This is a genomic window from Xanthomonas sp. BRIP62409 (assembly GCF_003992965.1).
GTDB lineage: Bacteria > Pseudomonadota > Gammaproteobacteria > Xanthomonadales > Xanthomonadaceae > Xanthomonas > Xanthomonas euroxanthea.
On sequence record NZ_QEZJ01000020.1, the window covers coordinates 228,930 to 248,114 of the forward strand.

At 66.1% G+C, this 19,185-nt stretch carries 18 protein-coding genes; 6 read left to right on the top strand and 12 right to left on the bottom strand.

Annotated elements, in window-relative coordinates; all coding sequences use genetic code 11:
* Positions 1-19 precede the first annotated feature (19 nt).
* The 4 genes from EO170_RS10180 to EO170_RS10195 are packed head-to-tail and all read left to right on the top strand — an operon-like array spanning position 20 to position 3,733.
* Complete coding sequence (locus EO170_RS10180; protein WP_126944614.1) at positions 20-1,669, top strand: MFS transporter; 1,650 nt, start codon at positions 20-22, stop codon at positions 1,667-1,669.
* A complete protein-coding gene (locus EO170_RS10185; protein ID WP_104583756.1) occupies positions 1,666-2,754 on the top strand; it encodes an HlyD family secretion protein in 1,089 nt (362 codons plus the stop codon). The genes EO170_RS10180 and EO170_RS10185 overlap by 4 nt, the downstream gene beginning before the upstream one ends.
* A 26-nt stretch (positions 2,755-2,780) precedes the next feature.
* A complete protein-coding gene (locus EO170_RS10190; protein WP_126944617.1) occupies positions 2,781-3,281 on the top strand; it encodes a GNAT family N-acetyltransferase in 501 nt (166 codons plus the stop codon).
* Positions 3,278-3,733, top strand: coding sequence for a nucleoside deaminase (locus EO170_RS10195; protein WP_047126085.1), 456 nt, complete (start codon positions 3,278-3,280; stop codon positions 3,731-3,733). The genes EO170_RS10190 and EO170_RS10195 overlap by 4 nt, the downstream gene beginning before the upstream one ends.
* Before the next feature lie 946 nt (positions 3,734-4,679).
* On the opposite strand, the gene hslU is transcribed toward EO170_RS10195, so the two are convergent.
* The 9 genes from hslU to EO170_RS10245 form a co-directional block, all read right to left on the bottom strand.
* A complete protein-coding gene (gene hslU / locus EO170_RS10205; protein ID WP_119130658.1) occupies positions 4,680-6,047 on the bottom strand; it encodes an ATP-dependent protease ATPase subunit HslU in 1,368 nt (455 codons plus the stop codon).
* 109 nt (positions 6,048-6,156) lie between these two features.
* Positions 6,157-6,708, bottom strand: a complete 552-nt coding sequence (gene hslV, locus EO170_RS10210; protein WP_005997221.1) for an ATP-dependent protease subunit HslV — start codon at positions 6,706-6,708, stop codon at positions 6,157-6,159.
* 267 nt (positions 6,709-6,975) lie between these two features.
* Positions 6,976-7,533, bottom strand: a complete 558-nt coding sequence (locus EO170_RS10215; protein ID WP_343134523.1) for a DUF1203 domain-containing protein — start codon at positions 7,531-7,533, stop codon at positions 6,976-6,978.
* A gap of 163 nt (positions 7,534-7,696) precedes the next feature.
* Positions 7,697-8,584 (bottom strand): tyrosine recombinase XerC, encoded by an 888-nt coding sequence (xerC, locus tag EO170_RS10220; RefSeq protein ID WP_126944623.1) that lies wholly within the window; start codon positions 8,582-8,584, stop codon positions 7,697-7,699.
* Between the two features lie 78 nt (positions 8,585-8,662).
* A complete protein-coding gene (locus EO170_RS10225; protein ID WP_164740994.1) occupies positions 8,663-9,334 on the bottom strand; it encodes a DUF484 family protein in 672 nt (223 codons plus the stop codon).
* Complete coding sequence (gene dapF / locus EO170_RS10230; protein ID WP_126944629.1) at positions 9,334-10,185, bottom strand: diaminopimelate epimerase; 852 nt, start codon at positions 10,183-10,185, stop codon at positions 9,334-9,336. The genes EO170_RS10225 and dapF overlap by 1 nt, the downstream gene beginning before the upstream one ends.
* Positions 10,175-10,429, bottom strand: coding sequence for a lipoprotein (locus tag EO170_RS10235; RefSeq protein WP_104583750.1), 255 nt, complete (start codon positions 10,427-10,429; stop codon positions 10,175-10,177). Before EO170_RS10235 ends, dapF begins: the two co-directional genes overlap by 11 nt.
* 39 nt (positions 10,430-10,468) lie before the next feature.
* Positions 10,469-10,867, bottom strand: a complete 399-nt coding sequence (locus tag EO170_RS10240; protein ID WP_126944632.1) for a YbaN family protein — start codon at positions 10,865-10,867, stop codon at positions 10,469-10,471.
* A gap of 116 nt (positions 10,868-10,983) precedes the next feature.
* A complete protein-coding gene (locus tag EO170_RS10245) occupies positions 10,984-13,098 on the bottom strand; it encodes a S9 family peptidase (RefSeq protein ID WP_164740995.1) in 2,115 nt (704 codons plus the stop codon).
* A gap of 150 nt (positions 13,099-13,248) precedes the next feature.
* Between EO170_RS10245 and EO170_RS10255 the strand changes: the two genes are divergently transcribed.
* On the top strand, positions 13,249-14,433 hold the full coding sequence (locus EO170_RS10255) for a pyridoxal phosphate-dependent aminotransferase (RefSeq protein ID WP_126944638.1): 1,185 nt from the start codon (positions 13,249-13,251) through the stop codon (positions 14,431-14,433).
* Positions 14,434-14,782: 349 nt separating this feature from the next.
* Here EO170_RS10255 and EO170_RS10260 read toward each other — a convergent pair whose 3' ends face one another.
* Positions 14,783-16,876 carry a prolyl oligopeptidase family serine peptidase gene (locus EO170_RS10260; RefSeq protein ID WP_104583748.1) on the bottom strand — a complete coding sequence of 698 codons (2,094 nt, stop codon included), beginning with the start codon at positions 16,874-16,876 and terminating at the stop codon, positions 14,783-14,785.
* 68 nt (positions 16,877-16,944) lie between these two features.
* The gene (locus EO170_RS10265; RefSeq protein ID WP_104583827.1) at positions 16,945-17,256 is read right to left on the bottom strand and encodes a hypothetical protein; all 312 of its coding nucleotides are present in this window, start codon (positions 17,254-17,256) and stop codon (positions 16,945-16,947) included.
* Positions 17,257-17,564: 308 nt separating this feature from the next.
* On the opposite strand from EO170_RS10265, the gene EO170_RS10270 reads away from it, so the two are divergent.
* Complete coding sequence (locus tag EO170_RS10270; RefSeq protein WP_104583747.1) at positions 17,565-18,134, top strand: lipocalin family protein; 570 nt, start codon at positions 17,565-17,567, stop codon at positions 18,132-18,134.
* Positions 18,135-18,141: 7 nt separating this feature from the next.
* Here EO170_RS10270 and EO170_RS10275 read toward each other — a convergent pair whose 3' ends face one another.
* On the bottom strand, positions 18,142-19,107 hold the full coding sequence (locus EO170_RS10275; RefSeq protein ID WP_024940221.1) for a YafY family protein: 966 nt from the start codon (positions 19,105-19,107) through the stop codon (positions 18,142-18,144).
* Positions 19,108-19,185 lie beyond the last annotated feature (78 nt).

Sequence of the window (19,185 nt, forward strand, 5' to 3'; positions counted from 1 at the left end):
CCGGCCCTGCGAGCCCTGCGTGCACGACAAGTACGTCCAGCGCGACTGGCAGCCCCACGAGAAGCCCACCCTGCCCGGGTCGGCATCCACGCCCCTGCATTCCACCCGGCGCCGCATCCAGTACGGGCTGGTGGGCGTGGTGGTGGCGCTGACCGGCGGGCTGAGCAATGCGCTGGTCACCGCCAACCTGACCTATCTGCAGGGCACGCTGGGCGCCTACGCCACCGAAATGGCCTGGCTGCCGGCCGCCTACGTGATGACCAACATGTCGGCCAACCTGTTGCTGGTGAAGTTCCGCCAGCAGTTCGGGCTGCGGCGCTTCACCGAGATCTTCCTGGCGCTGTATGCGGCCATCGCCTTCGCGCACCTGTTCGTGCACAGCCTGAGCTCGGCGATCACCGTGCGTGCCGCGCACGGACTGGTGGGCGCGGCGCTCAGTTCGCTGGGGCTGTATTACGTGATCCAGGCGTTTCCGGCCCGGTACCGGCTCAAGGCCGTGGTGACCGGGCTGGGGGTGACCCAGCTGGCGCTGCCATTGGCGCGGGTGTTCTCCACCGATCTGCTGGAATTTGCACAGTGGCAGGGCCTGTACCTGTTCGAACTTGGCCTGGCGGTGTTTGCGCTGGCCTGCGTGCTGGCGCTCAAGCTGCCGCCGAGCGATCGCTATCGCGTGTTCGAGCCGCTGGATTTCCTCACCTTCAGCCTGTTCGCGGCCGGTGCGGCCGGCCTGGCGGCGGTGCTGTCGCTGGGGCGGCTGCTGTGGTGGACCAGCACGCCGTGGCTGGGCGTGGTGCTGGCGGCCTCCATCGTGCTGCTGTGCACGGCGGCGTGGATCGAGCACAACCGCCGCAACCCGATGATCAACACGCGCTGGCTGGCCAGCGGCGACATGCTGCGGCTGGGCCTGGCGATCCTGCTGATCCGGCTGGTGCTGTCCGAGCAGAGCACCGGCGCGATCGGCTTCTTCCAGACCCTGGGGCTGGCCAACACGCAGTTGCAGACCCTGTTCGTGCTGATGCTGCTGGGCGCGGTGGTTGGCGTGGCCGCCAGCGCGTGGCTGATCAACCCGGCGCGCGTGGCCGAGCACCTGATCATCGCGGTGGCGGCGATCTGCATCGGCTGCTTCATGGATGCCCATGCCACCAGCCTCACCCGCCCGGAGCAGATGTACCTCAGCCAGTTCCTGCTCGCCTTTGGCAGCACCTTCTTCATCGGCCCGGCGATGGTGGCCGGGCTGGGCCGGGTCATTGCCCAGCCGGCCAATCTGATCAGCTTCATCGTGCTGTTCGGCATGGCGCAGAACATGGGCGGCCTGCTCGGCAGCGCACTGCTCGGCACCGTGCAGGTGGTGCGCGAGAAATACCATTCCAGCCAGCTGGTCGAGCATCTGACCTTGACCGACCCGCAAGTGGCCGCACGCGTGCAGGCCTATGCCACCCTGTACGGCCGCAGCATCGGCGACCCGGCCCTGCGCCAGGCCCAGGGCGTCCGCGCCCTGGGCAGCGTGGCCACGCGCGAGGCCAACGTGCTCGCCTATAACGACGTGTTCCTGTTGATCGGCTGCATCGCCATCGCCACCGGGCTGTGGATCCTGTCCGTGCTGGTGTGGCGGCGTTATCTGCGCCCACCCGCTTCGCCCCCTTCTCCTGCTTCCAGTCCACGCCCATGAATACACCTGCAGATTCAACCTCTGCTGCCGATCGGCAACGTCGCAGACGTCGTCGCATCGGTGGCGTGATCGGCTTTGGCGGGCTGGCCCTGCTCGGCGTCGCACTGGTGCTGTATGCATGGCGCTTGCCGCCCTTCGTCAGCGCCGTCGAGCGCACCGAGAATGCGATGGTGCATGGCCAGATCACGGTGATCGCACCGCAAGTCAGCGGCTACGTCACCGAGGTGCCGGTGCAGGACTTCGCCCACGTCAAACACGGCCAGTTGCTGGCCAGAATCGACGACCGCATCTACGCCCAGCAGCTCGAGCAGGCCAGGGCGCAACTGCAGACCGCGCAGGCCAACCTGTCCAACTGGGACCAGCAGCGGCATAGCGCCGCTGCCACCATCGCCGAACAACGCGCCGCACTGAGCAGCAATCAGGCCCAGCGCGACCGCACCCGTTCGGCCTATGCGCGGGCGCAGCAGCTGGCCGACCAGAAACTGGTCTCCGAACAGGACCGCGACACCGCCTTCGCCGCACGGGCGCAGGCCGATGCCGGCGTGGCACAGGCACGTGCCGCAGTGCAGGCCGCCGAAGAAAACGCACGCAGCGTCACCGTCAATCGCGCCGCGCTGGAAGCGGCAGTGGCCAACGCGCAGGCGGCCGTGCAACTGGCGCAGATCAATCTGGACAACACCCGCATCCTTGCCCCGCGCGATGGCCAGCTCGGCCAGCTCGGCGTGCGCCAGGGCGCCTACGTCACCAATGGCACGCAGCTGATGGCGCTGGTGCCGGACACGCTGTGGATCGTGGCCAACTTCAAGGAAACCCAGATGGCGAAGATCCGCATCGGGCAGCGCGCCAGCTTCACCGTGGATGCGCTGGACAATGCGCGCCTGCACGGGCGCGTGCAGGACATCTCCCCGGCCGCCGGCTCGGAATTCAGCGTACTGCCGGCCGACAATGCCACCGGCAACTTCGTCAAGATCGCCCAGCGCATTCCGCTGCGCATCAGCGTCGATCCCGACCAGCCGCTGGCACCGCGGCTGCGCCCGGGCATGTCGGTGGTGGTGGCGATCGATACCGGCAGCGCGGTCGACTGAGGCGACACAGCCGCTATCATGCGCTGATGTCGTCCCTGCCCCCACCCTCGCTGCACTGGCAGTGCCTGCGCTTCGACCAACTGAGCACCACGCAGCTGTACGCGCTGCTGCGGCTGCGCTCGGACGTGTTCGTGGTGGAGCAGCAATGCGCGTATCCGGAGCTGGATGGCAACGACAGCCTGCCGGGTGTGCTGCATCTGCTCGGCAGCACCGATGATGATGCATTGGCTGCCTATCTGCGCGTCTTGCCGCCCGGCGTGAGCTATCTCGAGCCGAGCATCGGCCGGGTAGTGATCGCCGCCGCGCAGCGTGGGCACGGCTTTGCCCATGCACTGCTCCGCGAAGGCTTGCGCGTGGTGCAGCAACACTGGCCTGCCAGCGCCGTGCAACTCGGCGCGCAAGCGCACCTGCAGGCGTTTTACGCCGCACATGGTTTCACGCCCTCGTCCGCCCCCTATCTGGAAGACGGCATTCCCCACATCGACATGCTGCGTCGCGCCGACGCCGCCACCCAGGAGCCTGCATGATCACCACCCCCGACTACCGCGCCCTGCTCGACACCGCCATTGCCGAAGCCCGCCAGGGCCTGGCCGAAGGCGGCATCCCGATCGGCGCGGCGCTGTATCACAACGACGGGCGCCTGCTCGGTTGTGGTCACAACCGCCGCGTGCAGGAAAACGATCCCTCCGTGCATGGCGAAACCGATGCCTTCCGCAAGGCCGGCCGTCAGCGCCGCTACAAGGACACCATCATGGTCACCACGCTGGCGCCGTGCTGGTACTGCAGCGGACTGGTGCGCCAGTTCAATATCGGCACCGTGGTGGTCGGCGAGTCGGTCACCTTCCAGGGCGGCGTGTCCTGGCTGCGCGAGCATGGCGTCACTGTCATCGACCTGCAGAGCCAGGAATGCATCGACCTGCTGGGCGGCTATATCGCCGCCAACCCGGACGTATGGAACGAGGATATCGGCGAGGACTGAGCGGTTCGCCGGATTTAGATTGGCTGTGCAGTGCAGGTGGCTGCCAAGGTGAGGGCCAATTGCAGAGCCGATGATCTGCGCCTTCGTTGCAGGGAGTGATCTGCAACCTGGCTGCAGGGCCCTTGCCCGCCCACCATCGCGGGACACGCCGCAAGTACGTCCTTGTAGGCCCTTACGCGACGATGGGCGTGCAGGACCTATCGAGTTGGTCGGTGTGCATGGTAGAGCGGTGCTGGATGCACCTTGTTCGATCATTGAAGCATCGGCTACAGGTCTGATGCACACCACACGACAGACAGCTTTTTTAGATGAGCGCCGACCAATTGTCTGGTGCGGTGTCCTCGCCGGTTGCGGGACCGTGTGGCGGCATGGATGCCGCCACCGAGCCTCCACGGATGGATTCACGGCGTGTCCCGCAAGCGGTGAGGGCGCCGCGCGCTCGGCGCTGCGAGTGTGCTGCAGGGCCCTTGCCCGCCCACCATCGCAGGACACGCCGCAAGTACGTCCTTGTAGGCTCCGGCGCGGCATCCATGCCGCTCAGGGTCCCGCGACGGTGAGCGGGCAAGGGCCAGTCGAGATGGTCGGTGTGCATGGCAAGAGCAGTGCTGGATGCGCCTTGTTCGATCATTGAAGCATCGGCTACAGGTCTGATGCACACCACACGACAGACAGCTTTTTAGATGAGCGCCGACCAATTGTCTGGTGCGGTGCCCTCGCCGGTTGCGGGACCGTGTGGCGGCATGGATGCCGCCACCGAGCCTCCACGGATGGATTCACGGCGTGTCCCGCAAGCGGTGAGGGCATCGCGCCCTCCACCGACTCGGCTTTTGACTGCATCTGCCAGCTTGCATCGTCCCGTGATGCGTTTCTGCCGCGCTTGCGCTGCATTTCACGGCAGACGCCATACGCGCATTGCATTGCGCATCTGCGCGCGGGTGCGCTGCGATCAGAGGATGTAGCGGCTCAGGTCCGGATCCTGCACCAGCTCGCCGAGCTGCGCATCGACATAGGCCGCATCGACGGTGACGCTCTGCCCGTCACGGTCCGGTGCCTCGTAGCTCAGCACATCGAGCAGACGCTCCAGCACCGTGTGCAGGCGGCGCGCGCCGATGTTTTCCTGCCGCTCGTTGACCTGTGCGGCAATCTCGGCCAGGCGCTCCACCGCATCGGTACCGAAGGTCAGGCGCACGCCCTCGGTCTGCAGCAAGGCCTCGTACTGCTTGATCAACGCCGCCTTGGGTTCGGTGAGGATGCGCACGAAATCGGCCTTGGTCAGCGCGGTCAATTCCACGCGGATCGGAAAACGGCCCTGCAATTCGGGAATCAGATCGCTGGGCTTGGCCAGGTGGAATGCACCGGAGGCGATGAACAGGATATGGTCGGTCTTGACCGTGCCGTACTTGGTCGACACATTGGAGCCTTCCACCAGCGGCAGCAGATCGCGCTGCACGCCTTCGCGGCTGACATCGCCGCCATTGGAGCCGGCTTCGCCGCGCTTGGCCACCTTGTCGATCTCGTCGATGAACACGATGCCGTGCTGCTCGCAGGCCTCGATCGCCGCCGTGCGCACATCGTCTTCGTTGACCAGCTTGCCGGCTTCTTCTTCGATCAGCAGCGGACGCGCGGCCTTGATGGTGAGCTTGCGCTTTTGCGACTTGCCGCTGCCCAGGTTGGAAAACATCTGCCGCAACTGCTGGCCCATTTCTTCCATGCCCGGCGGGGTCATGATGTCCATGCTGGCATTGACCGCCACTTCCAGCTCGATCTCGCGCTCGTCCAGTTCGCCACTGCGCAGCATGCGGCGGAACTTGATGCGGGTGTCGTTGTCCTGCGAGGAGGGCTCGTTGCGTGCCGCTTCCGGATCGAAGCCGATCCCGGCCGCACGGCGCGGCAGCAGCGCGTCCAGGATGCGATCTTCGGCGCGCTCTTCGGCCTGGTTGCGCACGCGCACCTTGGCCTGTTCGCGATACAGCTTGACCGAGGTATCGGCCAGATCGCGGATGATCTGCTCCACATCCTTGCCGACATAACCGACTTCGGTAAAGCGCGTGGCTTCGACCTTGACGAACGGCGCATTGGCCAACGTGGCCAGGCGGCGTGCGATCTCGGTCTTGCCGACGCCGGTCGGACCGATCATCAGGATGTTCTTGGGCATCACCTCGTTGCGCAGCTCTTCGGGCAGCTGCATGCGGCGCCAGCGATTACGCAGCGCGATGGCAACCGCACGCTTGGCATCGTGCTGGCCGACGATATGACGGTCGAGCTCCTGCACGATTTCGCGCGGAGTCATGGTTGAGCTATCGGGATTTGGCATTGGGGAATCGAGAATGGGGAAAGGGGAATCGCAAGCGCGAAATCAAGAGCCTCTGTCGTCGGGGTGGAACCGAAACCGCTATTGCGATTCCCGATTCCCCACTCCCGATTCACAGCTCCTCGACCACCACATTGCGATTGGTATAGATACAGATATCGCCGGCGATATTGATCGCTTCGGTGGCGATGGTCTTGGCATCGAGCTCGGTGTGCGCCAGCAGCGCGCGAGCGGCCGACAAGGCGTACGAGCCACCCGAACCGATGGCGATGATGCCGTCTTCCGGTTCGATCACATCGCCGGTACCGCTGATGATCAACGAGGTTTCTTTATCGGCGACCGCAAGCAGCGCCTCGAGCTTGCCCAGGCGGCGCTCGGTGCGCCAGTCCTTGGCCAGCTCCACAGCGGCGCGGGTCAGTTGTCCATGCTTGTCGAGCTTGGCTTCGAACAGCTCGAACAGGGTGAACGCATCGGCGGCGGCACCGGCAAAACCGGCCAGCACCTGCCCCTCGCGGCCGAGCCGGCGCACCTTGCGCGCATTGCCCTTCATGACGGTGTGGCCGAGGGTGACCTGGCCATCGCCGGCGACGGCGACATGGCCGCCACGCCGAACCGAGATGATGGTGGTGGCGTGAACGATGTTGGGATTCTGGCTGGGATCCATGGGTCCTCCGGGGGTTTCCCATGAGGTGGGGACGCCCCTGCCGGGTTCAAGCGCGCTGCGACCAGGCGTCGCATCGAGGCGGGGGTGAGTGCGCCCTACGCGCGCGACAGCGTCCGCCCTGGACTGCTCCCGGCACCTTCGGCGCCTCAACGCCCGCAGGCCTGCTTCGGGCGAATGGGCCGCGGTCTACACGACATCCGGCCTGCCATCGGCCGATCCATCGCCCGTGCCTACCCTCGCCACACGCCTGGGTGCTGGGCGAGGATTTCAATCACGCTCAGTCCCCGCAACGCGATCGGCGCGGCACGCGTAGCAGCCCTGACGGGCGTGATGCAGGTGCACGTAGGCGATCTGCGTATCGTCCAGGCACGCGTGCAACCACGCTGCGACGTGGTCGCCTGCACACACCTCGGCGTTCACCAGATGATGGCGATGATCGTAGGCGCGCAGCGAGATCAGCCGCGATTGGATCGCAGCCGGCACCGCACCGGGCTCCAGCCGTGCAGGCACCGCTGCGGCACGCACAAAGATCGGCCCGCTCGCGCGGTAGGGCGAGTCGGCTGCCTGATGCAGATATGGCAGCAGCAGCAACTGCTCACCTGCGCGTGCATCCTGCAGGCTGACACGACACGGAAATCCGTGACCGGCATCGGCGATCACACGTATTGCGTGGTGGCGGGTCAACGCAACGTCATCGAGTCCGTGCAGATGGGCGAACAGGGCCGGATCGAGCCCGGTCAAACGAAACGAGGTCATGACGATCTTCCAGAGGCGGAAGCGCAGCGTGACGCACGCGTGCCGGCCCTGCTCGCCGCCTTCGGACATGGCAGCACCTGAGTGCGGTCAAGCCCCTCTCGCACCGGCGGAGAGGCGATAGCTGCGGTGGTCGGCCGGCGACGTGCATCAACTGCGTTTGGCTGTCCATCACGCAATCGGCAGATCCTTGCGCTGCGCACCAGGCATCGCAACGTCAGGCGCTGCATCCCGCCTACTCGGCGGCTTTCTTGCGCTTTGCCCGCGGATGCGCGGCGTCGTAGACCTTGGCCAGATGCTGGAAATCCAGATGCGTGTAGATCTGGGTGGTGGCGATATCCGAATGCCCAAGCAACTCCTGCACGCCACGCAGGTCGCCGGAGGATTCGAGGATGTGGCTGGCAAAACTGTGCCGCAGCATATGCGGATGCACGTCCTTGAACATGCCCTGGCGTACCGCCAGTTGCTTGATGCGGATCTGCACTGCGCGTTGCGAAATGGCTCCGCCGGCGCGGCCGGGGAACACATGCGTGTCGGCACGCCCGCCGCTGTCGCGCAGCCATTGGCGCAAGGCGCCGATCGCATGCGAGCCTACCGGCACCAGGCGCTGCTTGCCGCCCTTGCCGAGCACCATCACCAACCCGCTGTCCAGATCCAGATCACGCCAGCGCAGCGCGCAAAGCTCGCTCAGGCGCAGCCCGGACGAATAGAACAGCTCCAGCAAGGCGCGATCGCGCAGGCCCAGCGGCGCATCGGTCGGCACCTCGACCAGACGCACCGCCTCGTCGGCATCCAGCACCTGCGGCAACTTGCGTGGCGCCTTGGGCGCACGCAGCGCCGCGGCAGGACTGGCGGCAATGCGGCCATGCCTGAGCAACCAGGCGTAGTAACTGCGGCATGCCGACAGGCGACGCTGCAGGCTCTTGGGCGACAACCCGCGCCGGTGCTCGGCCGCGACGAATTGCCGCAACTGCGCGCTCTCCAGCTGCGCAACATCGCCGATAGCCTGTTCGCCGGCCCACCCCACCAACGCGGCGAGATCGCGCCGGTAGGCATCCAGCGTATGCGCAGACACCTGCCGCTCGACCTGCAGATACGCCAGGAAATCGTCGACCGACGCCACCTCAGACTCCTCGTTGCCACGTCATCGGCGCGGCCATCTGGCGCAGGCGGCACGCATCGGCGCAGCCCGCGCCACGCATCATGTATCGAAGCGCTGCAAGGCCACGCTCAAGGACTCGCCCATCATGCGCAGGAACAAGGTGCCCATGCCGGGATAGAAGCGGTTGGCGTCGCTGCTACCGACCGCAATCAAGCCGATGCCGGGCAACGGCAGCAGCGCGGTGGATTGCACGTCGGCGGCCTGGCCGGCATACAGCAGCGCATGTTTTTCCGTCTGCAGGCGGCCGCAGATCGGCTCGCCGTCGCCCAGGCAATCGCGGAACGGGGCAAGCCGCGCATCATCGGCGGCAATGACCTGCAGCCAGTCGGCCTCCAGGCCGGCAACCGGCTTGAGCAACACCAGCCGTACCAGTTCGCCGTTGAAATCCTCCGCCAGCGAGGCGGCCATCGCCTTGAGCGTGTCGGCCGCGCTGATCTGGCGCATCAGTGCCAGGGTCAGTTGATGCGTGCGCACGGCCAGGCGCTCGTTGTCCTGCGCATTGTGGCCAAGCTCGTGCAGGCGCCGCGACAGCTCGCGATTCTTGTCGCGCAGCACTTCCAGCTGGTAGGTGGCCAGCAACGCGGTCGGGCCGTCGTCGCGCGGCACCAGCAGGCTCACCGCCAGGTCCGGGAACTGCTTGAGGAAGGTCGGATGGCGCCGCAACCAGGTTGCCACGTCGTGCGCGCCGAATTTGTCCGTGTTCTCGCTCATCAGTTCCACTCTCCATCGAAGACGAACACGGCCGGACCGGACATCACCACCTGCTGCTGATCGCCGTCCCAACGGATGCGCAGTTCGCCACCGGGCAAGGACACCTGCACGTCGCGCTCGACACGGCCACGCTGCATCAGCACCACCGCCGCCGCGCATGCGCCGCTGCCGCAGGCCAGGGTTTCGCCGACACCGCGCTCGAACACGCGCAGGCGCACGTGCGTGGGGTCGACAACCTGCACGAAGCCGACATTGACCGAATCGGGGAACGCGGCGTTCTGCTGCAGCGAGGCGCCGACGCGCTCCACTGGCGCCGCATCCACCCGCCCCACTTCCAGTACCGCATGCGGATTGCCCATCGACACCGCGCCAAAGCGCACGGTTTCGCCATGCACCGGCAGCGCGTACTCCTCGCGCGCGCGCGCAAAGCCAGCCAGCGGGATCTGTGTGGGCTCGAATTGCGGCACGCCCATCGCCACCGCGTAGGTGCCTGCGTCCAGACGTTGCACGCGGTGGGAGGTGAACGGGCTATCGATGACGAAATCATCGCCCTGCGCAGTGCCGTCGCGCACCAGCCAGGCCGCCACACAGCGCGCGCCGTTGCCGCATTGGCGCGCGGCCGTGCCGTCGGAATTCCAGATGCCGTAAGCGGCCACCGCCTCGCTGCTGCGCGGAGGCTCGATGGTCAGGATCTGGTCGCAGCCCACGCCGAAATGGCGGTCGGCCAGATGTGCAGCCAGCGCGGCATCCGGCGGCGGCGTGCCGTCGCGCAGGTCCAGCACCACGAAATCGTTGCCGGCGCCATGCATCTTGGTGAAACGCAGGCGCCCGCTGCGACCGTCAGCGCTCATTGCCGCTGCTAGCGGGCTGGTCGGTGGTGGGCGCGGGCTGCGGATCGGTGTTCACCGGCGCAGGTGCCGGGTTCGACTCGTCCAGTGGTTGCGGCGCGTCCGGCGGCTGCGGCACGGGCTGGGCTTCCACCGGCACCGGCTTCTGCGGCATCACCAGCGGGCCCTTGTTGCCGCAGGCGGCAAGCAGGACAAAGGTCGCACCAACCAGTGCGAGGCGAACGGATGGTCGGGACAGAAGGCTCATGCGTCGAAGTATAGCCAGAACACCCTGACTGACGTGTGCTCAGCGCGGCGCGGAGATCGTGCGCGGTGGCGGCTCGGGGCGCAGCCACAACCAGATCGCCACCACCGCCATGCTGCCGATCGACACGCACTTGACCCAGAACACCGGCACGCACCACAGCATGATGGCGGCGCACACGCTCATGGTGAGCGTGGCCAGCCACTTGGCCTTGCGACTGACCGCCCGATAGGTCTGCCACTCGATGATCGCCGGGCCGAAGCGCGGGTGCGAGAGCAGCCAGGTGTGCAGGCGCTCGGAGCCGTGCGAGGCGGCCCAGGCGGAAATCAGGATGAACACGGTCGTCGGCAGGCCGGGCACGAAGATACCGACGATGCCGGTCGCCAGGCTGGCGTAGGCCAGCAACCACCAGGCCCAGCGGAATCGAGTCGGTCGCGTCATGGGTAAATGATACGGCCAGCCGGCGTTGAGGTGGCCTGGCGTCGGCGTTGGACCCAGCCACCTGCTCTTACCAATCCTCAATCCCCAATCCCGACTCCCCGATCCCCGCCCCTCAGCTACCTGACCCCGAGCTGCTCCAGCACAAACGCATACGACTCGGCGAGTTCGCGGTAGCGGCGGAAACGGCCGGACTTGCCGCCATGGCCCGCTTCCATGTTGGTGCGAAAGACGATCGGCTGGGTGCCGGTGTTGTCGTCGCGCAGCTTGGCCACCCACTTGGCGGGCTCCCAGTACTGCACCTGCGAATCCCACAGGCCGGTGCCGACGAACAGGGCCGGATAGGCCTGCTTGGTCACGTTGTCGTACGGGGAGTAGGACAGCATGTAGTCGTAATAGGCCTTCTTTTCCGGGTTGCCCCACTCGTCGTATTCGTTGGTGGTCAGCGGGATGCTGGCATCGAGCATGGTGGTGACCACGTCGACGAACGGTACCTGCGCAACCATCACGCGGTAGTCCTGCGGGGCCATGTTGGCCACCGCGCCCATCAGCAACCCACCGGCGCTGCCGCCGGAGGCGGCGACGCGATCCTTGGCGGCGTAGCCCTGTGCCACCAGGCCACGGGTGACGTCGATGAAGTCGGTGAAGGTGTTCTTCTTGTGCAGCAGCTTGCCGTCGTCGTACCACTGGCGGCCCATTTCCTGGCCGCCGCGGATGTGCGCGATGGCATACACCACGCCACGGTCCAGCAGGCTGATCGCCGGCAGATTGAATGCCGGGTCCATCGACATGCCGTAGCTGCCGTAGGCGTACTGGAACAACGCGGCACTGCCGTCCTTCTTGAAGCCCTGCTTGTACACCAGCGACACCGGCACCTTGACGCCGTCGCGCGCGGTCACCCAGACGCGCTCGGTGACGTACTTGCCGGCGTCGTAACCGATCACCGGCTGCTGCTTGAGCAACTTGCGCTCGCCGGTCTGCGTATTGAGTTCGTACGTCGTGGCCGGCGTGGTCAGTGAGGTGTAGCTGTAACGCAACCATGCGGTGTCCGGCTCGGAATTGATCGCCAGGCCCATCGAATACGCAGGCTCATCGGCCTTGACGTACTCCTGGCTGCCGTCGCGCTTGAGCAGGCGCACGCGTTCCAGGCCGCCGGAGCGCTCCTCGACCGCGGTGAAACCATCGAACAGCTCGAAATTCTCGATGTAGACCTTGTCATCGTGCGCCACCCAGTCGGTCCACTGCTTGCGCGTGGTCGCGTCGGTAGGTGCGGTCACCAGCTTGAAATTCTTGGCACCATCGGCATTGGTGCGGATCACCCAGCGGCCGTCGAAATGCTCGGGGTGATATTCGACATCGCGCTGGCGCTTGGCCAGCAGCGTGAACCGCTCCGGATTGTCGGCCGGCGCGTAACGTGTCTCCGACGACACCGTGCTTTCCACGCCGATGGTGATGTACTTGTCGTCGCGGGTACGGCCGATGCCCATGTAGAAGCTGTCGTCCTTCTCCTCGTAGACCAGCACGTCGTCCTTGGCGGGCGTGCCCAGCACGTGTTTTTTCACGCGCACGGTGAGCAGCGTTTCCGGATCGTTTTCGACATAGAACAGGGTCTTGTTGTCGTCGGCCCAGACCACGTTGGGCGACACGCCTTCCACCGTGTCCGGATAGATCTCGCCGGTGTCCAGGTTCTTGAAGCGGATCGTGTACTGGCGGCGGCCCACCGCATCGTCGGCCCAGGCCAGGATGCGATTGTCCTGGCTGACCTCCGCATCGCCGACGCTGAAGTACCCCTTGCCCTGCGCCATCTGGTTGACGTCGAGCAGGATCTGTTCCGGCGCCTCCATGCTGCCCTTGCGGCGCGCCTGGATCGGGTAGTCCTTGCCGGCCTCGAAGCGTGTGTAATACCAGTAGCCACGCTCGCGATACGGCACGCTGGCGTCGTCCTGCTTGATGCGCCCGACGATCTCGGTGTACAGCGTGTCTTCCAGCGGCTTGAGCGGCGCCATCACCGTGTCGGTGTAGGCGTTCTCGGCATTGAGATAGGCCAGCATCGCCTTGTCCTCACGCTTGTCGTCGCGCAACCAGTAATAGTCGTCATCACGGGTGGCACCGAACGGGGCCTTGACCACATGCGGACGCTTGGCCACGTCCGGCGGCGATGGCAGAGCTGCGAAAGCGGAAGGAACAGATGTGGTCATCAGGCTGGCGATCAGAAAAGAGAGGACAGGCTTCATCAGATTGGGGTCCGTTGGATGAACGCAATGCCATCCCAGCGCCCGAGTGTAGAAGAGACCGGCGCGCAGCGTCATGTGCCAGGGGGGCTGGTAGCGCGCTTTGCCGCGCAGTAACAAATCCCGTGCCGCCGCTGGTCTACCATCATGGCGATGGATACCACGCCTCCGCACTTCTCCAGTTACAGCCGCCGCAGCCAGGACATCGCCCCGTTTCATGTGATGGCGCTGCTGGCGCGCGCCAATGCGCTGGAACAGGCCGGCCACGATGTGATCCACCTGGAGATCGGCGAGCCGGATTTCACCACCGCTGCACCGATCGTCGCGGCCGGACAGGCCGCACTGGCGGCGGGACACACCCGCTACACCGCTGCACGTGGCCTGCCCGCGCTGCGTGCCGCCATCGCCGGCTTCTATGCGCAGCGTTATGGCTGCGATCTCGACCCGGAACGGATCCTGGTCACGCCGGGCGGCTCCGGTGCATTGCTGCTGGCCAGCAGCCTGCTGGTCGACCCGGACAAACACTGGCTGCTCGCCGACCCCGGCTATCCGTGCAACCGGCACTTCCTGCGCCTGGTCGAAGGCGCCGCGCAATTGGTGCCGGTCGGCGCAGACACCGATTACCAACTGACGCCTGGCCTGGTCGAGGCCTGCTGGAACGCCGGCAGCGTCGGCGCACTGGTCGCCTCGCCCGCAAACCCCACCGGCAGCGTGCTGTCGCGCGCGCAACTGGCCGGCCTGTCGCAGGCGCTGCATGCACGCGGCGGGCATCTGGTGGTGGACGAGATCTACCACGGCCTGACCTATGGCATGGACGCGCACAGCGTGCTGGAAGTGGACGACAGCGCCTTCGTGCTGAACAGTTTCTCCAAGTACTTCGGCATGACCGGCTGGCGCCTGGGCTGGTTGATCGCCCCTCCGGCGGCGGTGCCCGAGCTGGAAAAACTCGCGCAGAACCTCTACATCAGCGCCTCCACCATCGCCCAGCACGCCGCGCTTGCCTGCTTCACGCCCGAGAGCATCGCCATCTTCGAAGCCCGCCGCGCCGAGTTCCGGCAACGCCGCGACTATCTGCTGCCAGCGCTACGCCAGCTCGGCTTCGACATCGCCGTCGAACCGCAGGGCGCGTTCTACCTCTACGCCGACATCAGCGCATTTTCGGACGATGCCCAGGCCTTCTGCGCGCATTTCCTGGAAACCGAGCATGTCGCCTTCACCCCCGGCATCGACTTCGGCGTCCACCGCGCCAACCAGCACGTGCGCATCGCCTATACCCAAAGCCTGCCGCGGCTGGAGCAGGCGGTGGCGCGGATTGCGCGTGGGTTGCAAGGCCTTTGATCAGACGGCCGGCAGCGCGCACGGCTCCTCTCTCCGGGTAGCGCCTGGCCCTAGCCGCAGGTTCACTGCGCCGATGGAAACAGCCATGACTGCTGCTGGCCGCTGTTTTTGCACTGCTGTTTGCGGGCTGGCCTCGCGCTGAAGCGAGGCCAGCCCGCAGCCGCGCCTGGCAGTACGTGCGCCCCGTCCCGGCGTCGCCGGTTGCGTGCGCACGTACCCTCATCCGCCCTTCGGGCACCTTCTCCCGGCGGAGAAGGAAAAAAAGCCCTGGCCACTTGGCCCAGGGCTTCTTCAAGGCACCGCATGAGCAACGCGATCGCGTTACCGACTGCGTTCGATCAACGCCTGATCAATCGGCCAGTCGCTCCCACAGGAAGCTGTAGGCCAGCGCCGCCATGTGCGCTGCCTGCGCGTTGTTGGCCGCGCCGCCGTGGCCGCCTTCGATGTTTTCGTAGTAGGTCACGTCCTTGCCCGCCTCGATCATCTTGGCGGCCATCTTGCGCGCGTGGCCCGGATGCACGCGGTCGTCGCGGGTGGAGGTGAGGAAGATCACCGGCGGATAGGTCTTCTTCGGATCGAACAGGTGATACGGCGAGAAGGTCTGGATGAATTTCCAGTCGTCGGTGTCCGGGTTGCCGTATTCGGCCATCCACGAGGCACCGGCCAGCAGATGGCTGTAGCGCTTCATGTCCAGCAGCGGCACCTGCACCACCACCGCGCCGAACAGCTCCGGATACTGGGTCAGCATGTTGCCGGTCATCAGGCCGCCATTGCTGCCGCCCTGCACGCCCAGGTGCCTGGTGGAGGTGATCTTGCGCGTGACCAGATCTTTTGCCACCGCGGCCATGTCTTCATAGGCCTTGTGGCGGTTCTGCTTGAGCGCGGCCTGGTGCCAGCGCGGACCGTATTCGCCACCGCCGCGGATGTTGGCCACCACGTAGACGCCGCCCTTTTCCAGCCAGGCGCGGCCCAGTCCGCCGGAGTAATTCGGCGTCATCGAAATCTCGAAACCGCCGTAGCCGTACAGCAGGGTCGGCGCGCTGCCATCGAGCGTCAACGTCTTGGGCCGTACCAGGAAATACGGCACGCGGGTGCCGTCCTTGCTGGTGGCGAAGTGCTGCTCGATGCTGTCCTTGCCGGCATCGAAGAACGCCGGCATGGACTTGAGCGGCTGCGGCGCGCTGCCCACCTCCACCCACGACAAGGTGGTCGGGGTCAGGTAGTCGGTGACGGTCAACCACAGCGCGTCGCTGTCGTCGCTGTCCACCGCGCCGACATCGACGGTACCGAATGCCGGCGCACCGACGAAGGCGCTCTTCTTCCAGCCATCCTGCGTGGGCGTGATCACGCTCAGGCGGTTCTTGACGTCTTCCAGCACGTTCAATACCAGGTGCGACTTCGTCCACGCCGTGCCAGCCAGCGACGTGCTGTCGGTGGGCTCGAACAGCACATCGAAGCTGCGCTTGCCGGCCATGAAGTCGTCAAACCGCGTCGCCAGCAACGAGCCGGCCTTGTAGGTCTTGCCGCCCACGGTCCACGGGTCGCGCAGCTCCAGGGTCAGCCATTGCCGCTTGACCGACTTGCTGGCCGAGTTGGGTGCGTCCACCTTGACCAGCTTGCCGTCGGCACCCTTGAGGTACAGCTCCTCGTTGTAGAAGGCCAGCGTGCGGCTGACGAAATCACGCTCGAATCCGGGCGTGTCGTCATGCATCGCGGCGATGTACATGTCGGTGGGCTTGCCCTCGTACACCACCGTGGCGGCGCTGAGCGGGGTGCCGCGCTTCCATTGCTTGGCGATGCGTGGATAGCCGGAGCTGGTCATGCTGCCGGCACCGAAATCGGTGAACACGTAGACGGTGTCCTGGTCGATCCAGCCCAGCCCGCCCTTGGATTCGGGACGGAAGAAGCCGTCCTTGACCCACTGCTTGCCGGCCAGGTCGAACTCGCGGGTGACATCGGCATCGGCGCCGCCGCGCGACAGCGCGATCAGGCAGCGCTGGTAGTCCGGGCGCAGGCAGTCGGCGCCGTGCCAGACCCAGTTCTCGCCTTCGGCCTTGTTGAGCGCATCCAGGTCCAGCACCGTTTCCCACTTGGGCGCCGGCTTGCGGTATTCGTCCAGCGTGGTGCGCCGCCATAGGCCGCGCTCGTGCTGCTTGTCCTTCCAGAAGTTGTAGTAGTACTCGCCGATCTTCTGCACGCCCGGGATCTTGGCATCCGAATCCAGCACCTCGCGGATGCTGGTTTCCATCTGCTTGAAGGCCGGCGTGGCGGCCAGGCGCGCCTCGGTCTTGGCGTTCTGGGCCTTGACCCAGTCCAGCGACTTGGCACCGGAGACTTCTTCCAGCCAGGCGTAGGGATCGTTGGACACGGCGGTTTCCTCTGCAGAGACGGCGCCAGCGGTGATCAGACCGGCAACCAGGCAGATCGAGGCGAGTTTGGACATGAATGTTTCCGGGAGAACGAACGCCGGGAACGTAGCATAGCCCTCCGCCCGCCCGACCCTGCCGAAGGTCAGGCCGCGCGCACCTGTGTCGCCGCACGCGACGTGCTGCGTCGGCGTTGCGCCTGCGGCCCGCGCCGACGTGGCGCGCCGCGTCGCGCACCGGGCCGCGCCAGGGTCGGCAGCGCGAACCGGTGCAGGCTCCACCAGGCCAGCATCGGCATGCCGACCAGCCACAGCGGCAGCCAGCCGATCCATTCGCTGTGGCCGCGCGCGGCCGGCCATACCAGCACCAGGGCCAGGCCGGCCAGGGCGATCTGCCGGACCGGGCGCAGCACGCGCGGGTCGGGACGTTCGGAACGACGGGAAGGACGAATCGACATGGCGGCACTCCGTGGCAGGAAGGATCGGAACAGGCCGGCAGGATTGCCTGCGCCCATCTCACCGGCTGCGACCTGGCCGCGAAACCAGCGAAAGCTCCGGCACCAAGACGCTCAGGTACGGCAGCAGCAGCGCTCCCGGCGACGCGACCAGCACCGCCTGGCACCGACGGCGCGCTCTTCCGCACCCAGACCCAGGCCCCCGGATGCCGCGTCTGATGCAGCCGCGTGCGCCAGACCCGACCGTTGACGCGAACTTGCCCCCTGCATGCGGTAGTGTGCTGCTCCAACTGCCCCTTTGTGATGTTGCGATGCGCCTGACCGTTACGATCGCCCTCGCTTTTCTGTTCGTCCTCGGCCTGCCCGTGGCATCCGCCAAGGACACGCCTGCCAGCGAGCCGGCAGTCGATCTGTCCAAGATCATGGGCACCTGGTACGTGATTGCGCGTATGCCCAACCCGGTGGAGCGTGGCCACGTCACCAGCCGCGACGAGTACACCCTGGTCGAAGACGGCAAGGTGGCGGTGCGCTATCTGTACCGCGAGGGCTTCGGCGAGCCGGAAAAAGAGGTCAACGCGCGCGCCTCGGTGGACGCCGAGAGCGGCAACCGCGATTGGCGGGTGTGGTTCTACAAGGTCATTCCGGCCAAGCAGCGCATCCTGGAAATCGCACCGGACGGCTCATGGATGCTGATCTCCTATCCCGGCCGCGACCTGGCCTGGATCTTCGCGCGCAAGCCGGACATGAGCCGCGACCAGTACCGCAAGCTGGTCGACAAGATGCGCGACGACTATTCCATCTACACCGACAAGCTCAAGCGCGTGCCGCAGTTGCGCGAGCAGGTGGACCGCCTGGGTTTTGAAGTGCCAAGCAAGCGCTGACGCACGCTCAGTCGTAGTTGCTCAATGCCAGCGATAGCAGCGCCTTGGCCTGCTCGCGCAGCGAGACCGGCTCGACGATCTCCGCATCCGAGCCGTAATGCAGCACGTCCATCAGCAGCTCGCGCGAGTTGCTGTAGGGCACCTTGAGCTCATAACGGCCATCGGCCAGAAAGCGGCCCTGCTGCTTGGAGTGCCAATGCTCGTCGGCAACCCAGCGCGCGGCCTTGGCACTGAACACGATGGTGGCCCAGCCCTTGGGCGCGCCGGAAAAGATGCCGTAGCTGGCCGCCAGCTGCTCGTCCAGCTCACTATCGGGCACATCGCGCGGCACGCTCTCGAGCAGCCGCGCGTGATTGATGCGGTCCACCGCAAAGCTGCGCACGCCATCGCGGCCGTGGTCCCAGGCGTCCAGGTACCAGTTGTCGCGGTAGTGGGTGATGCGCTGCGGAGACACGGTGCGCTTGGTCGATTCGTCGGTGGAACGGGCGCGGTAATCGAAGCTCAGCTGCTTGCGCTCCAGTACACCCGAGGCGACGGTGCGGAAGCTGGCCTCGTCCAGCTTGCGGCCGCGGTGCGGAATCACCCGCACCCGGTCAACCGGCCACTGCGACACACCGGCCTGGGCGGCCAGCAGCCCTTCGATGCGTTGCTGCAGCGGCGCCAGCATCGAGGACAACACCCCGCCGCCGGTGCGCGCCAGCAATTGCTGGGATGCCAGCAGCGCGTGCAGCTCCTCCGAACTCAGCCACAGGCCAGGCAGCTCGAAGCGATCGCTTTCGCCAGAGAGATAGCGGAACCCCGATTCGCCGTCGCCTTCCACCGGCGCCATCAGCGCATCGCGCAGGAATGCCAGATCGCGGTACACGGTTGCGCGGGAACAGCTCAGCTCATCCTGCAGCCGCGCCACCGTGACCGGGTAGCGTGCCGACTTGAGCAAGCGATGCAGGGAATTGATGCGTTCGTAGCGGTCCATGCGTCGATTATGTCCGAGTCTTTGCGTGGCGGGGTGAGCGTCGCTGTCTACCGGCAATCATGCCCGCATCGACGCCGC

Excerpts from the sequence above, each read along its gene's own strand:
- EO170_RS10185 (WP_104583756.1), top strand. The coding sequence starts at position 1,666 with ATGAATACACCTGCAGATTCAACCTCTGCTGCCGATCGGCAACGTCGC.
- EO170_RS10265 (WP_104583827.1), bottom strand. The coding sequence starts at position 17,256 with ATGTCGATTCGTCCTTCCCGTCGTTCCGAACGTCCCGACCCGCGCGTG.
- EO170_RS10270 (WP_104583747.1), top strand. The coding sequence starts at position 17,565 with ATGCGCCTGACCGTTACGATCGCCCTCGCTTTTCTGTTCGTCCTCGGC.
- EO170_RS10195 (WP_047126085.1), top strand. The coding sequence starts at position 3,278 with ATGATCACCACCCCCGACTACCGCGCCCTGCTCGACACCGCCATTGCC.
- EO170_RS10245 (WP_164740995.1), bottom strand. The coding sequence starts at position 13,098 with ATGAAGCCTGTCCTCTCTTTTCTGATCGCCAGCCTGATGACCACATCT.
- EO170_RS10215 (WP_343134523.1), bottom strand. The coding sequence starts at position 7,533 with ATGTCCGAAGGCGGCGAGCAGGGCCGGCACGCGTGCGTCACGCTGCGC.
- EO170_RS10275 (WP_024940221.1), bottom strand. The coding sequence starts at position 19,107 with ATGGACCGCTACGAACGCATCAATTCCCTGCATCGCTTGCTCAAGTCG.
- EO170_RS10255 (WP_126944638.1), top strand. The coding sequence starts at position 13,249 with ATGGATACCACGCCTCCGCACTTCTCCAGTTACAGCCGCCGCAGCCAG.
- EO170_RS10235 (WP_104583750.1), bottom strand. The coding sequence starts at position 10,429 with ATGAGCCTTCTGTCCCGACCATCCGTTCGCCTCGCACTGGTTGGTGCG.
- hslV (WP_005997221.1), bottom strand. The coding sequence starts at position 6,708 with ATGGATCCCAGCCAGAATCCCAACATCGTTCACGCCACCACCATCATC.
- EO170_RS10190 (WP_126944617.1), top strand. The coding sequence starts at position 2,781 with ATGTCGTCCCTGCCCCCACCCTCGCTGCACTGGCAGTGCCTGCGCTTC.
- hslU (WP_119130658.1), bottom strand. The coding sequence starts at position 6,047 with ATGCCAAATCCCGATAGCTCAACCATGACTCCGCGCGAAATCGTGCAG.
- dapF (WP_126944629.1), bottom strand. The coding sequence starts at position 10,185 with ATGAGCGCTGACGGTCGCAGCGGGCGCCTGCGTTTCACCAAGATGCAT.
- EO170_RS10240 (WP_126944632.1), bottom strand. The coding sequence starts at position 10,867 with ATGACGCGACCGACTCGATTCCGCTGGGCCTGGTGGTTGCTGGCCTAC.
- EO170_RS10260 (WP_104583748.1), bottom strand. The coding sequence starts at position 16,876 with ATGTCCAAACTCGCCTCGATCTGCCTGGTTGCCGGTCTGATCACCGCT.
- EO170_RS10225 (WP_164740994.1), bottom strand. The coding sequence starts at position 9,334 with ATGAGCGAGAACACGGACAAATTCGGCGCGCACGACGTGGCAACCTGG.